At 28.8% G+C, this 22,778-nt stretch carries 18 protein-coding genes and 1 riboswitch; of the genes, 6 read left to right on the plus strand and 12 right to left on the minus strand.

Annotated features, from left to right (window positions below; translation table 11 throughout):
* Positions 1–279: 279 nt before the first annotated feature.
* The gene (locus C820_RS11370; RefSeq protein ID WP_004033748.1) at positions 280–1,485 is read left to right on the plus strand and encodes an RtcB family protein; all 1,206 of its coding nucleotides are present in this window, start codon (positions 280–282) and stop codon (positions 1,483–1,485) included.
* Positions 1,486–1,555: 70 nt separating this feature from the next.
* On the opposite strand, the gene C820_RS11375 is transcribed toward C820_RS11370, so the two are convergent.
* Positions 1,556–3,097 carry an S-layer homology domain-containing protein gene (locus C820_RS11375; protein WP_004033746.1) on the minus strand — a complete coding sequence of 514 codons (1,542 nt, stop codon included), beginning with the start codon at positions 3,095–3,097 and terminating at the stop codon, positions 1,556–1,558.
* A gap of 645 nt (positions 3,098–3,742) precedes the next feature.
* On the opposite strand from C820_RS11375, the gene C820_RS11380 reads away from it, so the two are divergent.
* The 3 genes from C820_RS11380 to C820_RS11390 are packed head-to-tail and all read left to right on the plus strand — an operon-like array spanning position 3,743 to position 7,332.
* Positions 3,743–4,483, plus strand: a complete 741-nt coding sequence (locus tag C820_RS11380) for a DeoR/GlpR family DNA-binding transcription regulator (RefSeq protein ID WP_004033744.1) — start codon at positions 3,743–3,745, stop codon at positions 4,481–4,483.
* Positions 4,484–4,499: 16 nt separating this feature from the next.
* Positions 4,500–5,420, plus strand: coding sequence for a 1-phosphofructokinase (gene pfkB, locus C820_RS11385; protein WP_004033742.1), 921 nt, complete (start codon positions 4,500–4,502; stop codon positions 5,418–5,420).
* 28 nt (positions 5,421–5,448) lie between these two features.
* The gene (locus C820_RS11390; RefSeq protein WP_004033740.1) at positions 5,449–7,332 is read left to right on the plus strand and encodes a PTS fructose transporter subunit IIABC; all 1,884 of its coding nucleotides are present in this window, start codon (positions 5,449–5,451) and stop codon (positions 7,330–7,332) included.
* Positions 7,333–7,610: 278 nt separating this feature from the next.
* On the opposite strand, the gene C820_RS11395 is transcribed toward C820_RS11390, so the two are convergent.
* From C820_RS11395 to C820_RS11430, 8 genes are all read right to left on the minus strand, one after another.
* A complete protein-coding gene (locus C820_RS11395; RefSeq protein WP_004033738.1) occupies positions 7,611–8,798 on the minus strand; it encodes a cation diffusion facilitator family transporter in 1,188 nt (395 codons plus the stop codon).
* 15 nt (positions 8,799–8,813) lie between these two features.
* The gene (locus tag C820_RS11400; RefSeq protein ID WP_004033736.1) at positions 8,814–9,797 is read right to left on the minus strand and encodes a DUF2156 domain-containing protein; all 984 of its coding nucleotides are present in this window, start codon (positions 9,795–9,797) and stop codon (positions 8,814–8,816) included.
* 15 nt (positions 9,798–9,812) lie between these two features.
* On the minus strand, positions 9,813–10,913 hold the full coding sequence (locus C820_RS11405) for a GNAT family N-acetyltransferase (RefSeq protein ID WP_004033734.1): 1,101 nt from the start codon (positions 10,911–10,913) through the stop codon (positions 9,813–9,815).
* 170 nt (positions 10,914–11,083) lie between these two features.
* The gene (locus C820_RS11410; protein ID WP_004033732.1) at positions 11,084–11,641 is read right to left on the minus strand and encodes an NUDIX hydrolase; all 558 of its coding nucleotides are present in this window, start codon (positions 11,639–11,641) and stop codon (positions 11,084–11,086) included.
* Positions 11,638–12,681: an A/G-specific adenine glycosylase gene (gene mutY, locus C820_RS11415; RefSeq protein ID WP_004033727.1), complete on the minus strand. Its 1,044-nt coding sequence runs from the start codon at positions 12,679–12,681 to the stop codon at positions 11,638–11,640. Before mutY ends, C820_RS11410 begins: the two co-directional genes overlap by 4 nt.
* A gap of 61 nt (positions 12,682–12,742) precedes the next feature.
* Positions 12,743–14,299, minus strand: a complete 1,557-nt coding sequence (purH, locus tag C820_RS11420) for a bifunctional phosphoribosylaminoimidazolecarboxamide formyltransferase/IMP cyclohydrolase (protein WP_004033726.1) — start codon at positions 14,297–14,299, stop codon at positions 12,743–12,745.
* Between the two features lie 61 nt (positions 14,300–14,360).
* A riboswitch (ZMP/ZTP riboswitch) is annotated at positions 14,361–14,437 on the minus strand.
* A gap of 68 nt (positions 14,438–14,505) precedes the next feature.
* Positions 14,506–17,103 carry an ATP-dependent chaperone ClpB gene (gene clpB, locus C820_RS11425; RefSeq protein ID WP_004033724.1) on the minus strand — a complete coding sequence of 866 codons (2,598 nt, stop codon included), beginning with the start codon at positions 17,101–17,103 and terminating at the stop codon, positions 14,506–14,508.
* 28 nt (positions 17,104–17,131) lie between these two features.
* Positions 17,132–17,653: an immunity 42 family protein gene (locus C820_RS11430; protein WP_004033722.1), complete on the minus strand. Its 522-nt coding sequence runs from the start codon at positions 17,651–17,653 to the stop codon at positions 17,132–17,134.
* Positions 17,654–18,002: 349 nt separating this feature from the next.
* On the opposite strand from C820_RS11430, the gene C820_RS11435 reads away from it, so the two are divergent.
* The gene (locus C820_RS11435; RefSeq protein WP_004033721.1) at positions 18,003–18,866 is read left to right on the plus strand and encodes a MurR/RpiR family transcriptional regulator; all 864 of its coding nucleotides are present in this window, start codon (positions 18,003–18,005) and stop codon (positions 18,864–18,866) included.
* Positions 18,867–18,915: 49 nt separating this feature from the next.
* Here the strand turns inward: C820_RS11435 and C820_RS11440 are convergent, their stop codons facing one another.
* Entirely contained in the window at positions 18,916–19,680 is a 765-nt protein-coding gene (locus C820_RS11440; RefSeq protein ID WP_004033720.1) for a PepSY domain-containing protein, read from the minus strand.
* A 153-nt stretch (positions 19,681–19,833) separates the two neighbouring features.
* On the opposite strand from C820_RS11440, the gene C820_RS11445 reads away from it, so the two are divergent.
* Positions 19,834–20,520 carry a hypothetical protein gene (locus C820_RS11445; protein WP_004033719.1) on the plus strand — a complete coding sequence of 229 codons (687 nt, stop codon included), beginning with the start codon at positions 19,834–19,836 and terminating at the stop codon, positions 20,518–20,520.
* A 134-nt stretch (positions 20,521–20,654) separates the two neighbouring features.
* Here C820_RS11445 and C820_RS11450 read toward each other — a convergent pair whose 3' ends face one another.
* Together C820_RS11450 and C820_RS11455 are read right to left on the minus strand one after the other, a co-directional pair.
* Complete coding sequence (locus C820_RS11450; RefSeq protein ID WP_004033718.1) at positions 20,655–22,070, minus strand: hypothetical protein; 1,416 nt, start codon at positions 22,068–22,070, stop codon at positions 20,655–20,657.
* Between the two features lie 243 nt (positions 22,071–22,313).
* Positions 22,314–22,763: a low molecular weight protein-tyrosine-phosphatase gene (locus tag C820_RS11455; RefSeq protein ID WP_004033715.1), complete on the minus strand. Its 450-nt coding sequence runs from the start codon at positions 22,761–22,763 to the stop codon at positions 22,314–22,316.
* Between the last annotated feature and the right edge of the window lie 15 nt (positions 22,764–22,778).

Raw genomic sequence — 22,778 nt, forward strand, 5'->3', positions numbered from 1 at the left:
TTTCTTATACCATTATATACTATTTTAGGCGAAAATAACAGTTTTATATACTATTTATTTACAAAATTTATGTACTACTTTATAATTATATACAATAGTACTATTAGCACAATACATTATAAAATAATTGTATTATATTGATAAAATTGATATACTAAACATAATATAAAGTACATTTGTGTAATTTATTTCAGAAATAAAGGAGGAATTTGATATGTTCATAGAAAAAATAATGATGCAAAAAAACATTTATTATAAAATAGTAACTTAGGAGGAAATATGATAGAATTAAAAGGTAAATATAATGGAGCAAAAATTTTTACTGATGTTGTAGATGAAACATCTATTTCTCAAATTATGCTTTTGTTAAATCAACAATTTGTTTCTGATAGTAAAATAAGACTTATGCCAGACGTTCATGCTGGTGCAGGCTGTACTGTTGGTACAACTATGACAATTAAAGACAAAGTTGTGCCTAATTTAGTAGGGGTAGATATTGGTTGTGGTATGGAAACCATTAAAATAAAAGAAAAACATATTGAACTGCAACAGTTAGATAAAATGATATATCAAAAAATTCCATCTGGATTTGATATAAGAGAAAAAGCACACAGTTATTTTAACAAAATAAATTTAGAGGAACTTTACTGTTATAAAAATATCAACCAAATTAGAGCAGAAAAAAGTTTAGGAACATTAGGCGGTGGCAATCATTTTATAGAAGCAAATAAAGACAGTAATGGTAACATTTATATTGTTGTACATTCTGGAAGTAGACACTTAGGTTTGGAAGTTGCAAATTATTATCAATTAGAAGGTTATAAAGCATTGAATGGTTGTTCTAAAAAAGATATTGATGACTTAATTGCAAATTTAAAATCACAAGGAAAAACAAAAGAAATTCAAAAAAGTATTACTACATTAAAAAATACTAAAACGACATCTATACCTAAACAACTTGCTTATGTAACAGGAGATTTATTTACACAGTATATACACGATATGAAAATCATACAAAATTATGCACTATGGAATAGAAAAGCTATGATTTATGAAATTGTAAAAGGTATGAAACTACATATTACAGAACAGTTTACTACTATTCATAATTATATAGACACAGATACTATGATATTGAGAAAAGGTGCTGTATCAGCACAAAAAAATGAAAAATTGCTAATACCAATTAATATGAGAGATGGCTCTTTGATATGTATGGGCAAAGGAAATGAAGATTGGAATTATTCCGCACCACATGGTGCAGGGCGATTGATGAGTCGTTCTGTAGCAAGACAATCTTTTACTGTATCAGAATTTCAAAATCAAATGAATGGAATTTATACTACTTCTATCAATAAAAATACATTAGATGAGTGTCCTATGGCATACAAAAATATGGAAGATATTATAAATAATATTGGAGATACTGTAGAAATTATAGACGTTATAAAACCTATATACAATTTTAAAGCAGGAGAATATTAATATAACCAAAAAAATCACTCTTGAATAAATAAAATTCAAGAGTGATTTTTATTATTTTACTGCCACCCATTTAATGATATTGATTAAAATTTGTAATTAGTGTAACTGCTTCTGCTCTTGTTAATGTTTGTTTCGGAAGAAGCTTTCCATCTCTTCCAGAAATAAAACCTCTTTTTACACAAAATTCTAACATATCAATATATTTTTCATCACAATCATTATAATCAATAAATGTTTTTAAATTTTCAGTATTATCTGGCTGTAACTTATTAGCATAACCAGAAGCACACTTTATAAAAAATGCAGCTTCTTCTCTTGTAATATTGTCATTTGGTCTAAAATTTTCACCAAAATATAAATTTAAAAAACTTTGTTTTTCTGATATAGAAATAAATTTAGTTGTAATGTATTCTTTCATAAAACTATTAATTTCATTTTTATAAATAGAGTTATTTATATCATAAAACAGTTGTTCAGAAGTATTTTCTATATTTTTTGTATTGAAAATAAAAGAAATAAACTCCCCTCTTGTGATGTTTTTATCAGGAAATACATTTTTTTCTGTATTGTAATCATATTTTATATAGCCATTTAAAATCATATTTACAAAATTCTGTTTTGACCAATGTTTTGAAATATCACTTTTATTTAACAAATATTGATACACTTCTGTAGTAATTTGATTATGATTTTGCTTTAAATTATAATTGCCATAATAATATGGATTTTGTTTTGTTTGATAATATACAAAAGCAGTTAATACGTCTTCTATATATTGTGCTTGTTTTATATTTTCTCTTTGTACTTCATTATACAAAGTATCTATTATAGTATTTCCTTGTTTTATAAATCTACTGTCGTTGTCAATATCTATTCCCAAAATCATAGCACAGGTTACAACATTTGCAATTCTCTGTGTAGACCAACCATCTTCTTTATAAAAATCAACTATTTTATTTAATATATTTTGTTTCCAATTTTGTATTTCTGTAGTACTTTCTACATTATTAATAGCAATCAAAGCATTTGTAATAGCTAATATATTGTCATCATAATCATAGTTTAGTATAAACTCTAAAAGTTGTTTTTGTTCTGCTTGCGTTTTTTTACTATATTTATCGTGGCAGGTATATGCTGTAAAAGCAGCACAAACACTATTGATACCTTCTTGTTTTATTTTGTTTATATTTTCGCTGCCAAGCAAAGCATCTAATATAGAATATCCTGCTATACATTCCGCATCATAGTATAATGAAGTAGAAAATATTATACTATCAGCAATTTGTTTTTTAGATAAACTACTAATATCACCTTTTAAATCTGCAATTTGAAATTGTAAATCAATGTAAAATTTTTCTACATTATTTACTGTTTCTAAATTTACATTATAAGGCATTGCTGCAATATGAGCATCTCTTAATATTTTTGCAAGTATTATATTCTCATTATGATATGTTGAAATAAAATTTGCACTTTCATTTTTCATATTGGCAATAATTTTTTGAAATTTTACAGTATTCTGCTCATTTTGTTCCACTTGTGCAAAACATACATATGGTGTAAAACAAAACATCAAAACAACACTTAATAACTTTATAAACCACTTCATCATGTTATACATTCCCCCACTCTTTTATACAATATAACAAATATAACACTTTTTACTAATTATATAGTATATAAATTTATACTGTCAATGCTATAGTCAAATATGTAAGAAATTTTTAAGTATTTTATTTCACATAATAAAAGCATAATACATACTATCAATGTCATATTTATATTATAAATCGACACTACCTTCAAAACACATATAAACCTCGCACTTGTTACAGTCACATTTTCTAAATAAAAATTTAAAACAAATAGTATATTAAATATGCCAGCCTGTAAATAAAATAGAAACTCATCATTTATCAAATATTAACAATATTCTTTTTTTACTTTCATCAAATCAATGCCCTTCGTTTTCATTATAACAATATTGATTGATTTTGACTGAATATTATATGAAATAAATGTACTTTATTTTCATAATAAAAATAGACTATACTTTTTATTTTTAAAGATATTACAGCAAATACTGTTGTAGTATCTTTTTTATTTGAAATAGCATTATAATAATACAGTTATTTTCATTTAATATCAATCAATATTGTGCATATATTACAATAAAAATTTAGTATATTTGTAACTGTTTATGATTGATTTTAATTGAAAATGATGTTATATTATTAACAGAAGGAGGGAGAAGTAAATGCTGACAGAACAAAGATACCAAAAAATAATGGATATAGTAGATAGTAAAAAAACAGTTACTGTATTAGAATTGGTTCAGAAATTAAATATATCAGAGTCTACAGTCAGACGAGATTTGGTATCACTTGATAAGTTAGGAAAACTTATCAGAGTGCATGGAGGTGCAACTGCCCTCGACTTACAATATGAAATGACTGATGTAGGCATTGCTAAAAAAAGTACATTAAATTTAGAACAAAAACACATTATAGGCAAATATGCAGCAAAATTAATTGTACCTGGTGATTTTGTATATCTTGACTCTGGTACAACTGTTGAAATTATGGCAGGTTATATTACAGAAAAAGAAGCAAATTATGTTACTAATTCTGTTTGGCAAGCAAAAGCATTATCAAAAAATAATATACCTGTAACGATTATAGGAGGTAATTTTAAAGCAATTACAGAAGCAATTATAGGTAGTGAAGCAGTAGAAAATTTACAAAAGTATCATTTTACAAAGGGCTTTTTCGGTACAAATGGCATAAGTGAAGTAGCACAATTTAGCACACCAGAAGCAAATGAAGCATCTGTAAAAAGAACAGCTATGTTGCAATGTAAAAAATCTTATGTTTTAGCAGACTCTAGCAAATTTAACATCGTTTCTGCAGTAACATTTGGTCATATAGAAAACAGTACCATTATTACAACAAAATCAGCACCAGAAAATTATATCAACACCATATATGTAGAACAATGAAAGGTAGGCGAAAAATATGATTTATACCGTTACATTTAATCCCTCATTAGATTACATTATTACAACAGAGCAACTTATCGCTGGAGAAATTAACAGAGTAACATCAGAACTAATACTTAGCGGAGGAAAAGGCATCAATGTTTCTATTGTATTAAACCATTTAGGAGTAGAAAATACAGCACTCGGATTTGTAGCAGGTTTTACAGGAGAAGAAATCGAAAATGGTTTTAAAAGAAGTGGTGGAAAAAGCGATTTTATACATTTAGAAAAAGGACTTTCTCGTATCAATGTTAAAATCAAAGCAAAAGAAGAAACAGAAATCAATGGTATAGGGCCAGAAATCAGCGAAAAAGAATTACAGCAACTCTTTGATAAATTAGATACATTACAATCAGAAGACATATTGATATTAGCTGGAAGCGTACCTGCAACACTTCCTAAAGACATTTACGAAAAAATAATGTCAAAATTACAAAATAAAAGTATTAAAATTATAGTAGATGCTACAAAAGAATTACTTGTTAATGTCATGAAATATCAGCCATTTTTAATAAAACCAAACAATCACGAATTAGGTGAAATATTTGGTGTGAAATTAAAAGGCGAGCACGAAATTATTACATATGCTAAAAAACTACAGCAAATGGGCAATAATAAAGTAAATGTTTTGGTATCTATGGCTGGTGATGGTGCAATATTGGTAGGTGCCGATGGCGAAATATATAAAACACCTGCACCAAAAGGTACTGTTGTAAATTCTGTAGGTGCTGGTGATAGTATGGTAGCGGGATTTACAGCAGGATATTTAAAAAACAATTCATTAGAAGAAGCGTTTTATATGGGTGTAGCAACAGGCAGTGCAAGTGCTTTTTCGAAATATTTGGCAACAAAACCAGAAGTAGAGGCAATATTAAAGACATTAAAAAGAGAAATATAATATGACAATTTGAGAGGAGGATATTTTTATGAAAATTACAGAATTATTATCAAAAAATTCTATATTATTGGGAGCAGCACCAAAAAGTAAAGAGGAAGCCATTGATACATTAGTAGATTTAATGGAAAAAGGAGATAAATTAAACGATAGAGAAGGTTACAAAAAGGGAGTATTGGAGAGAGAAGCGAGCGGAACAACCGGTATAGGAGAAGGAATTGCTATTCCTCATGCAAAAGTTGCAGCGGTAAAAAATCCCGGTTTAAGTTCTATGACAGTACCAGAGGGAGTGGATTATGAGTCATTAGATGGCGAACCAAGTAAATTATTTTTTATGATTGCAGCTCCTGCTGAAGGTGGAGATGTACATATTGAAGTATTGCAAAGACTTTCTATGCTTTTAATGAATGAAAATTTTAGAAATGACTTGTTAAATGCTAAAGATGTTGATACTTATTTAGATATTATTGACAAAGCAGAAAGAGAAAAATTTGCAGAAGAATATGCTGATGAAAAACCAGCCTCACAAAGCACTGGAGGATATGATGTATTAGCTGTTACAGCCTGCCCTACAGGTATTGCACACACATTCATGGCAGCAGAAAATTTAGCAACAAAAGGCAAAGAAAAAGGTATTTCAATCAAAGTTGAAACAAATGGCTCAGGCGGTGCTAAAAATGTATTGACAGCAGAAGAAATTAAAAATGCAAAATGTATTATTGTTGCAGCAGATAAAAAAGTAGAAATGACACGTTTTAATGGTAAAAAAGTCATTGTTACAAAAGTTGCTGATGGTATTCACAAAGCTGACGAATTGTTAGACAGAGCTATGGCAGGCGATGCACCAATATTTCATGCAGAAAGTGGTGCAGAAGAACAAACACAACAAAAAGGAAAAGGACTTCATACAGTATATGTTGATTTAATGAACGGTGTATCTAATATGTTACCATTTGTAATAGGTGGTGGTATTTTAATCGCATTGGCATTCTTATTTGATAATTATGAAATCAATCCAGCAAATTTTGGTAGTAATACACCATTTGCAGCATTTTTAAAACAAGTTGGAGATAGTGCTTTTGCATTTATGTTACCTGTATTAGCTGGTTTTATTGCTTCTAGTATAGGCGACAGACCTGCATTAGCAGTAGGTTTTGTAGGTGGATTTTTAGCAAAAGAAGGCGGCAGCGGATTTTTAGGAGCATTAGCAGCAGGATTTATAGCAGGCTATTTGATATTATCACTAAAAAAAGTATTTGACAAACTTCCTCAAAGCTTAGAAGGTATCAAACCTGTATTGCTTTATCCTCTTTGTGGTATATTACTAATAGGTGTAATTATTATATTTATTATCAATCCAATAGTAGGTGCCATAAACACAGCATTATTTAATGGTTTAAATTCAATGGGTTCCTCTAGTAAAATATTGCTTGGCATTATATTAGCTGGTATGATGTCTATTGATATGGGAGGCCCAATAAATAAAGCAGCTTATGTATTTGGTACAGCATCTATTACAGAAGGCAATTATGAAATGATGGCAGCCGTTATGATAGGCGGCATGGTTCCCCCTCTTGCCATTGCATTAGCAACAACATTCTTTAAAAATAGATTTACAGAAGCAGAAAGAAAATCAGGTGTTGTAAATTATATTATGGGGCTTTCATTTATTACAGAAGGTGCAATTCCTTTTGCAGCGTCTGACCCTATTCATGTCATACCAGCTTGTGCAATTGGTGCAGCAATTTCAGGAGGATTATCAATGTTTTTTAACTGTACATTGATGGCACCACATGGCGGATTATTTGTACTTCCTGTTATAGGAAATAGTATTATGTATTTATTAGCACTCATTATTGGCTCTGTAGTTGGTACATTATTATTAGCAGTATTGAAAAAACCTATTCAAAATTAAACAAAACCAAAATAAGCCCAAGTATTTGCTTGGGCTTCTCAGTCTGTCAAAAAACCTCATTTTGCTGTAAAAAGCAAGGGGAATGGGGAGTGCAACTCCCCATACTAATCCGCAAGGCGAGCTTTGCTCGCCTGAGGAAAACAGCGAGTTTCAAGGCTTTTAAGCCTATGAAACTCGCTGTTTATACTTCTATTTAAACAAGTTGAAAACCTGTTTTCGACTTAGCGTGTCGACTTTATCGACACGCTAATAAGCCCAAGCAAATGCTTGGGCTATTATTATTGCTTTATTGTATGTTTAGAAATACTGGAATATAATCTATCTATTGTAATATCAGCAATACAACATTGCTCTAATTTTTCTATATCACATTTTATTTTTTCTGCTATATCATTGTCATTTTGTTGACATTGAAATGACACATTTACATCAAAAAATAATTTTATTTTTCCTATACTTTTTACTACTCTAAAATCATGTATTTCAAATGTATTATCTATATTTTTTACAATTTGTTTTACTGTATGATACAGTTGTTTTGTATATTCATCTTCCATATCAATAGGGTCCATGTGTATGACCGTATCACACAAAAATTTCTGTTTAATATCTTTTTCTATGCTGTCAATTACTTCATGTATTTTTAATATATCATCATGTGCTGACACTTCTGCATGAAGAGAAACTAGTTTTTTTTCTGCACCATAAGAGTGTATAATCAAATCATGTACTCCTAATATTCCATTGTAAGAAAGTACTTCATTTTTAATTTTTTCTACTAAATCAGAAGATGGTGCTGTTCCAATAATAGGATTAAGTGTTTCTTTTGCTGTAGTAATACCTGTATATAATATAAAAAGTGCTACCACAATACCCATATATCCATCAATATTTTTTTCAAAAAAATGTGTTATAAGCATACCTACTATAACAGCAGAAGTCGCTACTACATCTGTTAAACTATCCATTGCTGTTGCTTGTAGTGTCGCAGAAGAAATCATAGTTCCCATTTTTTTATTGAAAAAGCACAGCCACAATTTTACCAATATAGAACACAGCATTATGAAAAGTGATACTATATGAAATGTCATTTGCTGGGGGTGTATTATTTTATCAAAAGATGCTTTTAAAAGTTCTATTCCCATTAATATAATAATAAGAGAAACTACAAAGCCTGCTACATATTCATATCTTCCGTGACCAAAAGGGTGTTCTTCATCTGGTGGTCTATCTGCCAAATGAAAACCTAAAAGTGTTGCGATAGAAGAAGCTGCATCAGATAAATTATTCAGTGCATCTGCCATAATAGATACAGAAGATGTTATCATACCTGCAAACAACTTTACACAAAAAAGCATAAAATTGCAAAATATACCTATATATCCACTTATCACACCACATTTTTTCCTTGCTTCACCATCTATTACATCACTTTTGACAAAATACTTTAATATAAAATGTATCATACACTCCCCCCAATACTATTTTCCCCAAATACCTTTTACATCTGTTAAATCCCTTGTACTGATAAGATATTTTTCTATCATTTTTATAGGTTGATAAGAACGTTTTGCTTTTCTCATGCCTTCTATTCCCATATCTTCCTCTCTATTGATTAGTTCTACCCCTTGACATTCATGCAATATATACTGCTGATTTATCATAGGATATGCTCCTTCAATATCTGTTTTTGCTTTTTCAATGTGTATCAGTTGCATAGTATTTGACAATCTTTCTCCTACTGTAAATGCAACTAATTCCCCTTTTACAAATATACAGCCACCTGTTAATCCCAATGCTTTTCTATGACGCAATGCAAGCATTACCGATGTTCTTTCATCTGATAGTTCAACAGAATGTTCGTCTTTTTGGTCGCTCCAGTCTTCATACAGTGCAATACATTCTTCTATCATACTATCATCTAATACAGCATATTCATAATCTGGATATTTTGATAAAAATTTATTGATGTGATTTCTTTTTCCGTGCAGTTTTTTACCTTTTAATGTAGCAAGAATTTCTCTTTCATATACATAATCCCACGCTATTTCTGTAGGCTGTACAAACAATTCAGGGCAGCATTTCAATATTTTATCTTTAAAAGGTGTCCAAACAGAACGAATTGTTGGCTCTGCACCTATATTTTTCATATAATCAAGTGCAGTATATACTGCTTCTCTATAATTTACATTTGCACCTAATTTCGGAATTGGTGCCCAAAAATGAACAGGTACTTTTTCAAAGTCTAATTTAATATACAATACATTATCTAGCTGAGCATATTCCATTTTGCCATTTATGCCCCATATAAAAAGATTGGCAAATGACAAATCAGAACAACCTAAATTCCATGGTTTTGTGTAGCTTTCTATAATACTTTTTGATGATAAATCTATTGGTTTAAATTTTAATTTCTTTTTTATTTCTTGTTGCTGTATTGGCTTTATTTCTAATCCTAACTCCATAATATCCTCCCAAATTTAATACTCATCTACAATATAACAATACTGTTTTTGATATTCATTCGCTATTTTTTTTGCATTTTCATTATGATATATTATTACCTCATTTCGTTTTTGTAACTCCTCTAAAGAGCAATAGCCTATAATTAACTGTATTGCATTTCCTGCACTTAATTTTATATCAGGTGATTTTGTTGTAGGTGTACCATCTAAATCAAATATGCCATTATTTTTTTCTATTATAGTATCCTCTATTTGTATAGCACAATTTTTTTTCTGTCCCAATGCAGCCATCAATTTCGAAATATCTAATATTCCTGCAACGCCTTTTTCTACGACTTCCTCATAAAGAGAATTTAATTTTATGCTAACATATTCAGGCAATTTAATACTAACTTTTTTTCCTTGTGCATAGCTGCATACGCCTTCTACAATCTTTTGATATATTTCATTATTTTCTGCTATCGTTTCTACTGCCTGTACAATATCATCTGTATCATAAAATACAGCATATCCTTTTATATCGTTATTATATTCGTAAGCAATTACTTTTGCACTATCTACAGCATAATCTTCCATTTTTAACAAAAAATCTGCTAATGTTCTGCTGATACAGCCAGAATATTTTTGGCTGAATTTTTCATAACATTCATAAAGTAATTTAAAATTTTGATTGATTTCTTTGATATTGTCATCTTTTATAAACTGTGCTGTATTGTCTGATTTAATATATTTACAACGATTTACGGCAATATGGCCAAAACGATAATAACTGTGTAATACTGCTGGCGTATGTACAGCTAATACAAATCCTTTTTCACTTAAAATATTCATAGTATGAGAAAACAATTCTGTCATAAGTCCTTGTTTTCTATATTTTTTATCTGTACAAACACCACAAAGCATAACGCCTTTTACTATTTTCCCTCTTACCCATATGTGCATAGGATAAGACTGCATACAACAAACAATATTATTTTCTTTTTTAATATAGGTGCAAAGACTAGGCAAAAAACGTCTTTCAAAAAGCCAGTTTTGAAATGCTTCACTATCTTCAAAACATTGCTGCCAAATATCACAATATTGTTGTTTTTGTTGTTCTGTTGCTATTTGAACCAAAATATCACTCTTTTCTTTATTCAATGTCCATTTCGCTACATTGTATTACAAAAGAGAAAAAAAGTCAAATAATAGTGGTTATCATTAGAATATAATCTATTAAAAAAGTACCAAAAAATAATTTATAATTTTTATTTTTTTATTGATACTATACAATATATTGTGCTATGTTATACGATTATTCTTTGTATAATTTTTTGATAAATAGGAAGCATTTTTTGCTCAGTACAATATTTTGCTATTTCTGAAATAGGTATCCATTTTATGCCTTCTGTTTCTTTTTCATTTAATATCAAATTACTTTTTTCTGATGCCATAAAGCAATATGTTACATTCAAATGAATATGCGGACAAACATATTCTTTATTTTTATAATGCCCTTCTACTGTTAAAATATCAAGGGATACAATACCATTTTTAATTGGTTTTAATTCTGAAACACCTGTTTCTTGTTGCACTTCTTTCTCTGCTGTTTTTTGTAAATCATGTTCACCATCTGCGTGTCCTCCAAGCCATGACCATGATTGATAAATTTTATGATAAATCAGAAGTATTTTATTTTTGTTTTCATTACATACTATAGCTGATGCTGTCATATGAAAAAGCATATTATTACGATATGCTATTTTGTCATAAAACATTACAATATACTGCATCATAATAGATTTGTCTTTTTGCTCTTGTTCATTTTGAGGTTGATATAATTTAATTTCTTCTAAAAAATTCATGTCATATTCCACCCTTTTATCACATATTCTCTAAATGCAGAAGGCAAAGCATATTTTTGTTGTAAATCGCTTTGTGTTACCCATATAAAATCAGAAGTATTTTCAAAAGAATTTGCATTTATAAAATATCCCTTCATATGCCACTCTATATGCGTAAAAATATGTTTTGCTTTTCCTATATCTTTTATATCAGTATAATTTATCCCCCATTGTAAAAGTTGTTCTGTATTTGTTTTGTCTGTTAAAGCATTGGGCAATTCCCACAAATTAGAAAGTAATCCTTTTTCTTCTCTTTTGTGCAATGCCAATTTATTTTGACATAATATAAAAAACATCATACGATTTTCAATGCGTCTTTGCTTTTTTGTTGCTTTATGAGGAAATTCCAATACATTATTTTTTTCATATGCTTTACAATATTGCTTTATAGGACATTGTTCACATTTTGGCATACCATTTGGTAAACAAATCGTTGCTCCCAACTCCATCAATGCTTGATTAAAAATATTAGGATTAGTATGATTTAATATTGCTTCTATACTTTCTTTGTATTCTTTTTTTAATGCTTTGTCTGTAATTTCTCTTTCATCTGTATATAGTCGTGTCATTACTCTTAAAACATTACCATCTATTGCTGCTATTTGCTGTCCAAAAGCAATAGAGCTAATTGCTCCTGCTGTATATTCTCCTATGCCTTTTAATTGAAGCAATTTGTTATAATCATTAGGGATTTCTCCACAATATTGTTCCATAATTTGTATCGCTGCTTTTTTTAAATTTTTTGCTCTATTATAATATCCTAATCCTTGCCAAAGTTTTAATAACTTTTCATCAGACACCTCTGCCAAATGTTTTACTGTAGGTAATTCTTCTAAAAATCGCACATAATATTCTTTTACTGCTTCTACTCTTGTCTGCTGTAACATAATTTCAGATACCCATACACCATATGCACAATGTTTTTCTCTCCAAGGTAATACACGTGCATTTTTTTGATACCACAATACCAAATTTTGTATCATATTACTTAAGTCTTTCATAATTCCTCCATATTATAAAATTCCCTCTACAAACAAAAAAGTTCGTAGAGGGTTATACTCATTAATGTCTAAAATGCCTCATACCTGTAAACACCATAGCAATACCTGCTTTATCACAAGCATCAATAGACTCTTGGTCACGTATAGAACCGCCTGGTTGTATAATTGCTGTAATACCTGCTTTTGCACACGCTTCTACACAATCTGGGAATGGGAAAAAGGCATCAGAAGCCAATACTGCACCTTTTACTGTTTGTTCTCCTAAATGGTTTATACCATGTTCTATAGCCTGCTCACAAGCCCATATTCTATTTACTTGTCCTGGTCCAATGCCTACAGACTGCTTATCTTTTGCTATTGCAATACCATTTGATTTGGTATATTTTACTATTTTCCATGTGAATAGTAAATCTTCCATTTCTTTATCAGAAGGTTTTCTTTGTGTTACCACTTTTAAATCTTGTTCGACAAGCAATTCATTATCTATATCTTGCACTAATATACCACCAGATACTTTTTTAATGTCAATAGAACCTGCTGGCTGTTTTTGTGTAATATCTTGCAATGTCATTAAACGAATGTTTTTCTTTTTTTCCAATATTTCAAGTGCTTCTTTTTCAAATGATGGTGCAAGCACAATTTCTACAAATATTTTATTAATTTCTTCCGCTGTTTTTTTATCTATTTCTCTATTAGAAACAATAATACCTCCAAATATAGAAACAGTATCTGAATGATACGCTTTCATATAAGCATCATAAATATTTTTTGCACTTGCTACACCACAAGGGTTAGCGTGCTTACAAGCTACAATAGTAGGTTCGTCATATTCTTTTAAAAGTTCCAAAGCACCATTTGTATCATTGATATTATTAAATGAAAGTTCTTTTCCATGAAGTTGTACAGCATTCGTCAAAACACCTTTGCTGTTTCCTACTTCTGCATAAAATGCTGCCTTTTGATGAGGATTTTCTCCATATCTCATTTCCTGCACTTTTTCATATGTCAAACTTAATGTATTTGGAAATTGTTCTATACCTGCCTGTTTTTTCATATAATCTGCTATCAAACTATCATAATGTGCTGTGTGCATAAACACTTTTGTACTTAAATAAAATTTTGTTTTTACTGAAATTTCATTATTTTGTTTTAATTCTGAAAGTACTTTGTTATAATCTTCTGGGTCAATAATAACTGCTACATCTTGATAATTTTTTGCTGCTGCTCTTATCATGGTAGGCCCACCAATATCAATATTTTCTATTGCCTGCTCTATTGTTACATCTTGTTTTAATATTGTTTGTTTAAAAGGATACAAATTTACTACTACTATATCAATGGTATCAATACCTAATTCTGAAAGTTGTTTCATATGTTCTGTATTTCCTCTTATAGCAAGTATACCAGCGTGTATAGAAGGGTGTAATGTTTTTACTCTGCCATCTAAACATTCTGGAAAATTAGTTACACTTGATATGCCAATGCAGGAAATACCTGCACTTTGTAATGTATGATAAGTTCCTCCTGTAGATATAATTTCTATCCCTAAACTAGACAGCTCTTTTGCAAATTCTACTATGCCTGTTTTATCAGATACACTAATTAATGCACGTTTCATAAAAATATCCTCCTTTATTTGTTCCCTTTTATCACATAAAAAAAACCGTCTGGGTATTTCTATGTGATGCCCAGGCGGTCGGCTTTTCCATTTGTACTCCCTGTGGTTTACCCACTTCCGCCAGTTATACAAATGCTTATTTTTTTTTATTATATCTCATTTTTTGTCATCTATCAATACAAAATTACAATTCATTACAGTAAACATTACTTTACAAATAAATTATTTCTATCATCTACATCTACCGTCAATATAGTATCTGGTTCTAAATCCTCTTGTATCATTTTTTTAGCAATGAGTGTTTCAATATGTCTTTGTATATATCTTTTGAGTGGTCTTGCACCATAAACAGGGTCATATGACTGTTCAATAATGAGTTGTTTTGCATTTTCTGTAACAGTACATTGTAGTTGTTTTTCAGCCATTCTATTATTAAGGTCTTTTAATATCAAATCAATGATATTTGTAATATTCTGTTTTGTTAATGGTTTATAAAATACAATTTCATCTAATCTATTTAAAAATTCTGGTCTAAATGATTTTGTTAAAAGTTCTCCTACTTTTATTTTAGCATCTTCTTTAATTTCTCCTTGCTCATCTATGCCATCTAACAAATAATGAGAACCTAAATTTGACGTTAATATGATAATAGTATTTTTAAAATCAACTGTTCTACCTTGAGAGTCTGTAATATGTCCGTCATCTAGCACTTGAAGTAATATATTAAATACATCAGGGTGTGCTTTTTCTACTTCATCAAACAGTATTACAGCATATGGTTTTCTTCTTACTGCTTCTGTAAGCTGTCCGCCTTCTTCATATCCTACATATCCTGGAGGTGCTCCTATTAAACGAGATACAGAAAATTTTTCCATGTACTCCGTCATGTCAATACGTATAATATTTTTTTCATCATCAAACAGACATTCTGACAATGACTTTGCTAATTCTGTTTTGCCAACACCTGTTGGACCTAAAAACAAAAAGGAACCTATTGGTCTGTTTGGATTTTGTATACCTGCTCTACTTCTAATAATCGCTTCAGAAACTTTTGTAACTGCTTCTTCTTGTCCAATTACTCTTTCATGAAGTATTTTCTCCAGATGGATTAGTTTTTCTTTTTCTCCTTCCATCAATTTTGATACAGGTATTCCTGTCCATCTTTCTATAATTCTGGCAATTTCTTCTTCCATTACTTTATCACGAAGCAATGAATTTTTCATGCCATTTTGTTCTACTTCTTTTTCTTTTTGTTCTAATTCTTTTTGTAATTGAGGTAATTTACCATATTTTAATTCTGCTGCTTTATTCAAGTCATATTTTCTTTCTGCTGCTTCAATTTCACTGTTTGTACTTTCTATTTGTTCCCTTAATTTTTGTACACTGTTTATATCTGCTTTTTCATTTTCCCATTTTGCTTTTAACTGATTAAAATGTTCTCTTGTTTCTGCTAATTCTTTTTGTATTTCTTCTAAATGTTCTTTTGATATTTTATCATTTTCTTTTTTAAGTGCTGCTTCTTCAATTTCATATTGTATAATTTTTCTTTGTATAACATCTAATTCTGTAGGCATAGAGTCAATTTCTGTTCTTATCATAGCACAGGCTTCGTCTATTAAGTCTATTGCCTTATCTGGCAAAAATCTATCTGAAATATATCTATTAGAAAGTGTTGCTGCTGCTATAATTGCTTGGTCTTGTATTTTTACACCATGATATACTTCATATCTTTCTTTTAATCCTCTTAATATGGCAATGGTATCTTCTACTGTTGGCTCACTTACAAGCACAGGCTGAAATCTTCTTTCTAATGCAGGGTCTTTTTCAATATATTGTTTATATTCATTTAATGTTGTTGCTCCAATACAATGTAATTCCCCTCTTGCTAACATAGGTTTTAATAAATTGCCTGCGTCCATAGCACCATCTGTTTTACCTGCTCCTACAATAGTATGCAGTTCGTCTATAAACAATATAATTTTACCATCGCTCTTTTTTACTTCATTTAATACTGCTTTTAATCTTTCTTCAAATTCTCCTCTAAATTTTGCTCCTGCAATAAGAGAGCCCATGTCAAGCGAAAATATTGTTTTTTCTTTTAAACTATTAGGAACATCTTCTTTTACAATTCTTTGTGCTAATCCTTCTGCTATAGCAGTTTTACCAACACCAGGTTCTCCTATTAACACAGGATTATTTTTTGTTTTTCTGGATAATATTCTGATGACATTTCTGATTTCATCATCTCTACCTATTACAGGGTCTAATTTTTGATTTCTTGCTTTTTCTACTAAATCTGTGCCATATTTTTTTAGTGCATCATATGTTTCTTCTGGCGTGTCACTTGTTACTCTTGTGTTTCCTCTTACTTTTACAAGTGCTTTTGTAAAATTCGTTCTATCTATATGATATTGTTCAAATATTTTTTTTAATACAATATTAGGACTTGTAAGTAATGATAAAAATAAATGCTCTACTGACACATATTCATCTTTCATACTATCTGCTAATTTTTCTGATTTTGTAAAAACTTTATCCACATCAGAGGCAATATAAACTTTTGTTGCTTCTCTACTTCCAGAAACATGAGGTAATTTTGCAATTTCTTCTTCCACACTATTTACAATATCGTTCACATTTACGCCTATATTGATTAAAAGCTGTGGTATTAATCCATCTTGTTGTGCTAATAATGTATATAACAAATGCTGCTGCTCAATTTGAGGATTTTGATATTCTGCTGCAACTGCTTGTGTATTTTGTATTGCCTCTATTGATTTTTGTGTATATTTTTGTAAATTCATAATTTTCCCTCCTTAAATACTACAAAGTTTATGTGATATTATGAAAATAATCAAATTTTTCTAATTTATATAGTATATCATTTAATTCTTTTATACTAATAATTGTTTCACTAACATTAATATTTTTTAGCTTATGATTGGAATGCTTTTTAATATACTTTAATTTACTTGCTAAAATTCTTATATTAGTGCCATCACTTACTGCAAATATATAATATTGATTATCTAAAAAACAATATGGTGATATATTAAAATAATACTTAATATCTGTATCTTCTTCTGAAAATATCAAATGATACATTTTTTTAAATGCTTTTTCTTTTTTCATATGATATATTTCTTTATTCACAGAAATAGTATGTAAATTTTCTAGTAACATATATACTTCTGTTTTTAATGTTGCTGTCAAAATTTCTTCTGTATAAATATCACCATCAATACAAAAAAGTAGTACTCCATTACAAAATGGATTATCAGCACTTTCCTCTTTATTCCATTGTTTTATTGTTTGTATGATAATAGCAAATTTATATGGATTTCCTAATATCATTTTTATCCCTTCTTTGCCATTTTGCTATACTGCTACCAAAAATAGTATTTATTCCATTTCATATTAAATACTTCCTTTTACTTTTTATTTATTTTACGTTTTTAGTATACACTATTAGCACTCACTTGTAAAGAGTGCTAACAATATTTTATTAAAAAAACATAAATTTTTTCAAAAATTTTAATAATTTTTGTTTTTTGTATACTTTTTTTATTGAAAATAATTCCATAGTGTGGTTAAATATCAATTATAGCAACGATACAATTCGTTTTACTTCAATATGTAAAAGTATTTTGATATATTTACTAACATCTGATGAGTAATGCATTAAATTTGGGGTGATTAAAATATGACAGAAGAAATTAGAAACCAAATGAAAGGAATACGATTAACAAAAAAAGAAAAAATTATTGCAGAATTTGTTTTAGACCATTTTGCAGAAGCGTGTTTTATTACATCAACAGATATGGCGAAAAGGCTTCACGTTAGCGACTCCTCTGTTATTCGTTTTGCTCGTACATTAGGCTATTCTGGTTTTATGGATTTTCAAAGAACAATACGAAAAACATATACAGACAGAATAAACAGTCTTTCTGAAAATATTACCGTTCCTTCAGAACGATTAAAATTAAGTATAGGAAAATTAGACCAAAACAGTATTGTAGAGTCTTATTTTTCTAATATTTTAAAAAATATTAAAACACTGATTAATGCAAATGACATACAAGCATTTGAACAAGCAAGTGATACACTTATATCCAGTCACCATAAATACATATTAGCTTCTCGTGCAAACTCTGGTACTGGTGATATGCTTCTTTTACTTTTAAAACATATGTTACCTAATGTACATGAAACATCTTATCCAGCACTTAATGTAATAGACCATTTATCTGATATTACAGAAAACGATTGTTTAATTGCTATCAGTTTTCCTCGTTATTCTGAAATGGATTTACTTGCTGCACAAATGGCATATGATGCTGGTGCAAAAATATTACTTTTAACAGATAAAGCAAGCTCTCCTTTGGCACAATATGCTACACAACTTTTAACAATCAGTGTAGACAGCAACACTTTTTTTAATTCTTATGTTTCTGTTGTATTTGCTTGTGAATTACTTTGCTCTTTTATCAGCAAAAAAGTAGGTTATTCTAATGAAGATAAATTAAAGAAAATAGATAAATATCTTTCAAAAGTTGGACTATTTTAACAAAAAAGACATTGAAAGCAAAAACTTTTCAATGTCTTTTTTTATTTTATCAATCGTCAATGTCTATATCCCACTCTATTATAACGCCTGTTGTAGCATCAATTTCAAATTCATATTCAATATGTCCTTGTTTCATTTCACCTTCATATATCATTCTACCATCATCATTATCTAATTTAATTTCATAAAGTACTGCATTAGGTGCTTTAGATTGTGCAATTTGTTTTGCCTGCTCTACTGTAAGTATAGTTTGTGGTGATTTTACAGTATTTTGTGTTACAGTATTTATTGTTGGTGGTGTTTGTGGTATTATAGTAGTTTGATTTTCAATAAATTTAATTTCTCTCTCCACTATCATACCATTTTGAGCATTAATTTGATATTTTCCTTGTATATTTGGAGTATAAAAACTAATTTTATATTCTTGCATACCATCGTCCCACTCTAAATAACTTGATATGAACTGTGCTTGTGGTATCTCCTGTAATACAATATTTTTTGCTTGTTCTTCAGATAATACTACTTGTATGCCTCCTATATGACATTGAGATTTACTTTCAAATGATATAGGTTTTTGTGTTGTTTTATCAATATCAATTTCATATGCTGTTTGGTCTTTTTGATTGTATAATTTTATTTCAAATTTATTATATTCTTCTTTTGTATTGATATGTATGCTTTCCTCTGGTACATATGCTAAAGCAATACTTTTCGCTTGTTCTGATGTCAACACAGCTGCAAATATTTGTGTTGTACCCATTGTTAAAATTGCTCCTGCTGTTAAAACTGCTATAAATTTTTTACCAAAATTCATTTTTAATACCTCCCTTGTGTTATTTTATTGCTAAGTATATCATATCAAAACAATGGGGAAAAAACAATAAAAATGTTTATTTTTTTTCAAAAAAATTATATTATTTTTATTGTTTTCTGATATAATAAATAATAATAAAGGAGGAAAAATAACATGAAAAAATATATAGCATTATTACTTTTAATACTAACAACAACTGCTTGCAACAATAATGCTCCATCTTCTGAAACATCAACTGATACATCTTCTGTTACACAAACAAATACTACTATAGTAAATTCTGATGCAAATATAAATGTAGATACTACAAGTACATTAAATGATACTACTGCTGTAAATGCTTCTATAGATACTGTAACAAGTGCTACTGCTACTACAGCAAACACTACTATTACTACAGAAACAATAGAAAATTATTATAAAATGGTTGCAGAAGAAAAAGCTATTGAAGCAGATATTGAAATATTAGAACAACAGTTTCATACTAATGCAATAGATGCTAATACATTTCAAAGTCAAAAAACAACATTGAAACAACAAGAAAATACATTAGAAGCACAAATTGACGCTTTAGAGCATCAAATACCTGTTACACTTGCTCAAAATTGGATAGATACTACAAACATGGAACAAATGATACAAAAATTAAAAGAAGTAGAACTTGCTGAAAAACAATTAGAACTTTCACTTGACCAAGCAGAACAAAATTATATAAACAATACACTATCAAGAGAAGATTATATAGCACAAGTAATAGAATTAGAAAAACAAAAAGATATTTTGGACAAACAAGATGATATTTTAGAGGAAACATTAGAAGCATTAGGTTGGGACGATTAAAATTTATTATAATATTGTATACATTTTTTAAATTTTTTATTGTATCTTTTTATAACTTATGTTATGATGTGATAGGGTATTCTTATTTTTAAGGGAAAAGGGAGCAGTTATTATATAGCTACTCCCTTTTATTATTATTGTTGTATTTCTTCAAATTCTTCAAATTTCATTTCTTCTATTATTCTATTGTCCTTTTGTTTATTCTCTCTCACTCTGTTCTCTTTTATTCTATTTTCCCTAAGTCTGTTTTCTCTTGCTCTATTTTCTCTAGTATTGTTTTGTGTTATTTCTGTTTTATATTCTCCTTCTATTATTCTATCAAAGAAATCTCTTTCTGCTGGCATAGTTGTTTCTATTCCTGCAACTTCAATAATAGGGTCTTGTTGTATATCTCTCATTGTTGTAGTTACTCCATAATAAAAATAATTGTCATGCCAATCAATTTCTTTTGGTAAAATAAAACGATTGATTTCTTCTATCATTCTTTTGGCTTTAAATATTTCTTCATAAGATTGATATTCTATATTTGCGTGATTGTCATATACATTCTGTACTTTTTGTCTTATTATATCAAAATCTTGTTTTAATTTACATTCTGGCAAAAATCCCATTGTTCTATCTAATTCCATTGTTATCATATTATAATATTTTAACACACCTTTTGTAACTGCTCCATTTTTATCAAAAATTGCTTGTTCCATTTCATTTAATTCTTCCATCACAACATCTGCTGCCTGAAAACTAATGATTTCTTTAAAAATTTGTTCCATTGTACCACAATATTCTATTATCTGTTGTATATGCCAATCTTCTAAAGTGTAAAATGTTTGTGCCAATTCCATATATTTTTGAGCAAAATGTGCTCTAATGTCAAATATTTCTTCCTCTTTTGGCAATACAATATTTTTTATTTTCTTTTGTAAATCTCTTGGATAGTTATATTCCCAGCTTTTTGTAATACCATAAAAAACTCTCGTTTCTTTTTGTTTTGGTGGTTTTGGTTCCCATGTTTTTAATTCTTCTATAGGAAAAGGTTGGTCTAATATCCAAAAGTTTAAATCACTTAATATATGATGTCCATAAAATATACCACTTACATCTTCCTTCTCTAATGTATATTTTATAAGTTTACAAACTGTTGTAAGGTCTTCTTGCACTTGTTGTTTTTTAAAACATGGCCTCATACTTAAAATATTATTTAATGCAGTATTTAATTTCTTTTTTCCTTCTTCTGTAAAAAATCCTTTAACATCTTCTAAAAATATTTTATCAATAAATCTTATTATCCAATAAATTGCTGTTTTACATTCCACTCTCTCAATTACATTCATTTCTTCAAAAATATTTTGTTTTCTCAAACAACACTCTTCCATTTCTCTTAAAGGCACATTACTAAAATACAATGTTCTTCCTGAAAATTTATCCTCCTTTTCTTCCACTTTTTGCTTTTGTTTGGGATTTTGAGATTGTTTCATTTCCATTCGTGCCTGTATAATCAATATAAATCCCCATATAATACAAATAATAGATAAAACTAACGACTGAAACATATATTTTCTGCTCCTCATTCTATAATATAATTTTAACAAGTTATATAAACTATTTTACAGCTTAATAGTATTTTTTTCAATAAAAAACACTTACTAAAATAAATGTTTATTTTAAGTAAGCATTTTTTCATTATTTTTATCAGATATTAGTAAAATTCTATACAATTTAGTAAAAAATAACTTATCAAATTTTTTAAATACATTATTACATAATTTGTAAAATAAATTTATTTATAACTTGTTTTATATTATTTTGTTTAAAAAGGCATTGCAGCCTTCTACAATATCGTCATAAGTTTTATCAAAATCTCCTGTATACCATGGGTCTGCAATATCTCTATTTTTTTCTGCATAAGATAGCAATAAATGTACTTTATTTTGACTATCTTCTCCAACAATTCTTTGTGTATTTTTTACATTTGCTTTATCCATTGCTAATATATAATCATATTTTTGATAATCTTGTTTTTTTAATTGTACAGCATATTTTCCCTCTGTACTAATACCATATTGTTTTAATTTTTCTCTTGTTCCTCTATGTACACTGTTTCCAATTTCTTCTGTACTTGTTGCAGCAGAAGCAATAAAAAATTCTTGTTTTATTCCTCTTTTATTTACCATATCTTTTAAAACAAATTCTGCCATAGGCGAACGGCAAATGTTTCCATGACATACAAAAAGTACATTTATCATATTATTCCTCCAAAT

It is taken from the genome of Clostridium sp. MD294 (assembly GCF_000364165.2).
Taxonomy (GTDB): Bacteria; Bacillota; Clostridia; order Lachnospirales; family Anaerotignaceae; genus Coprocola.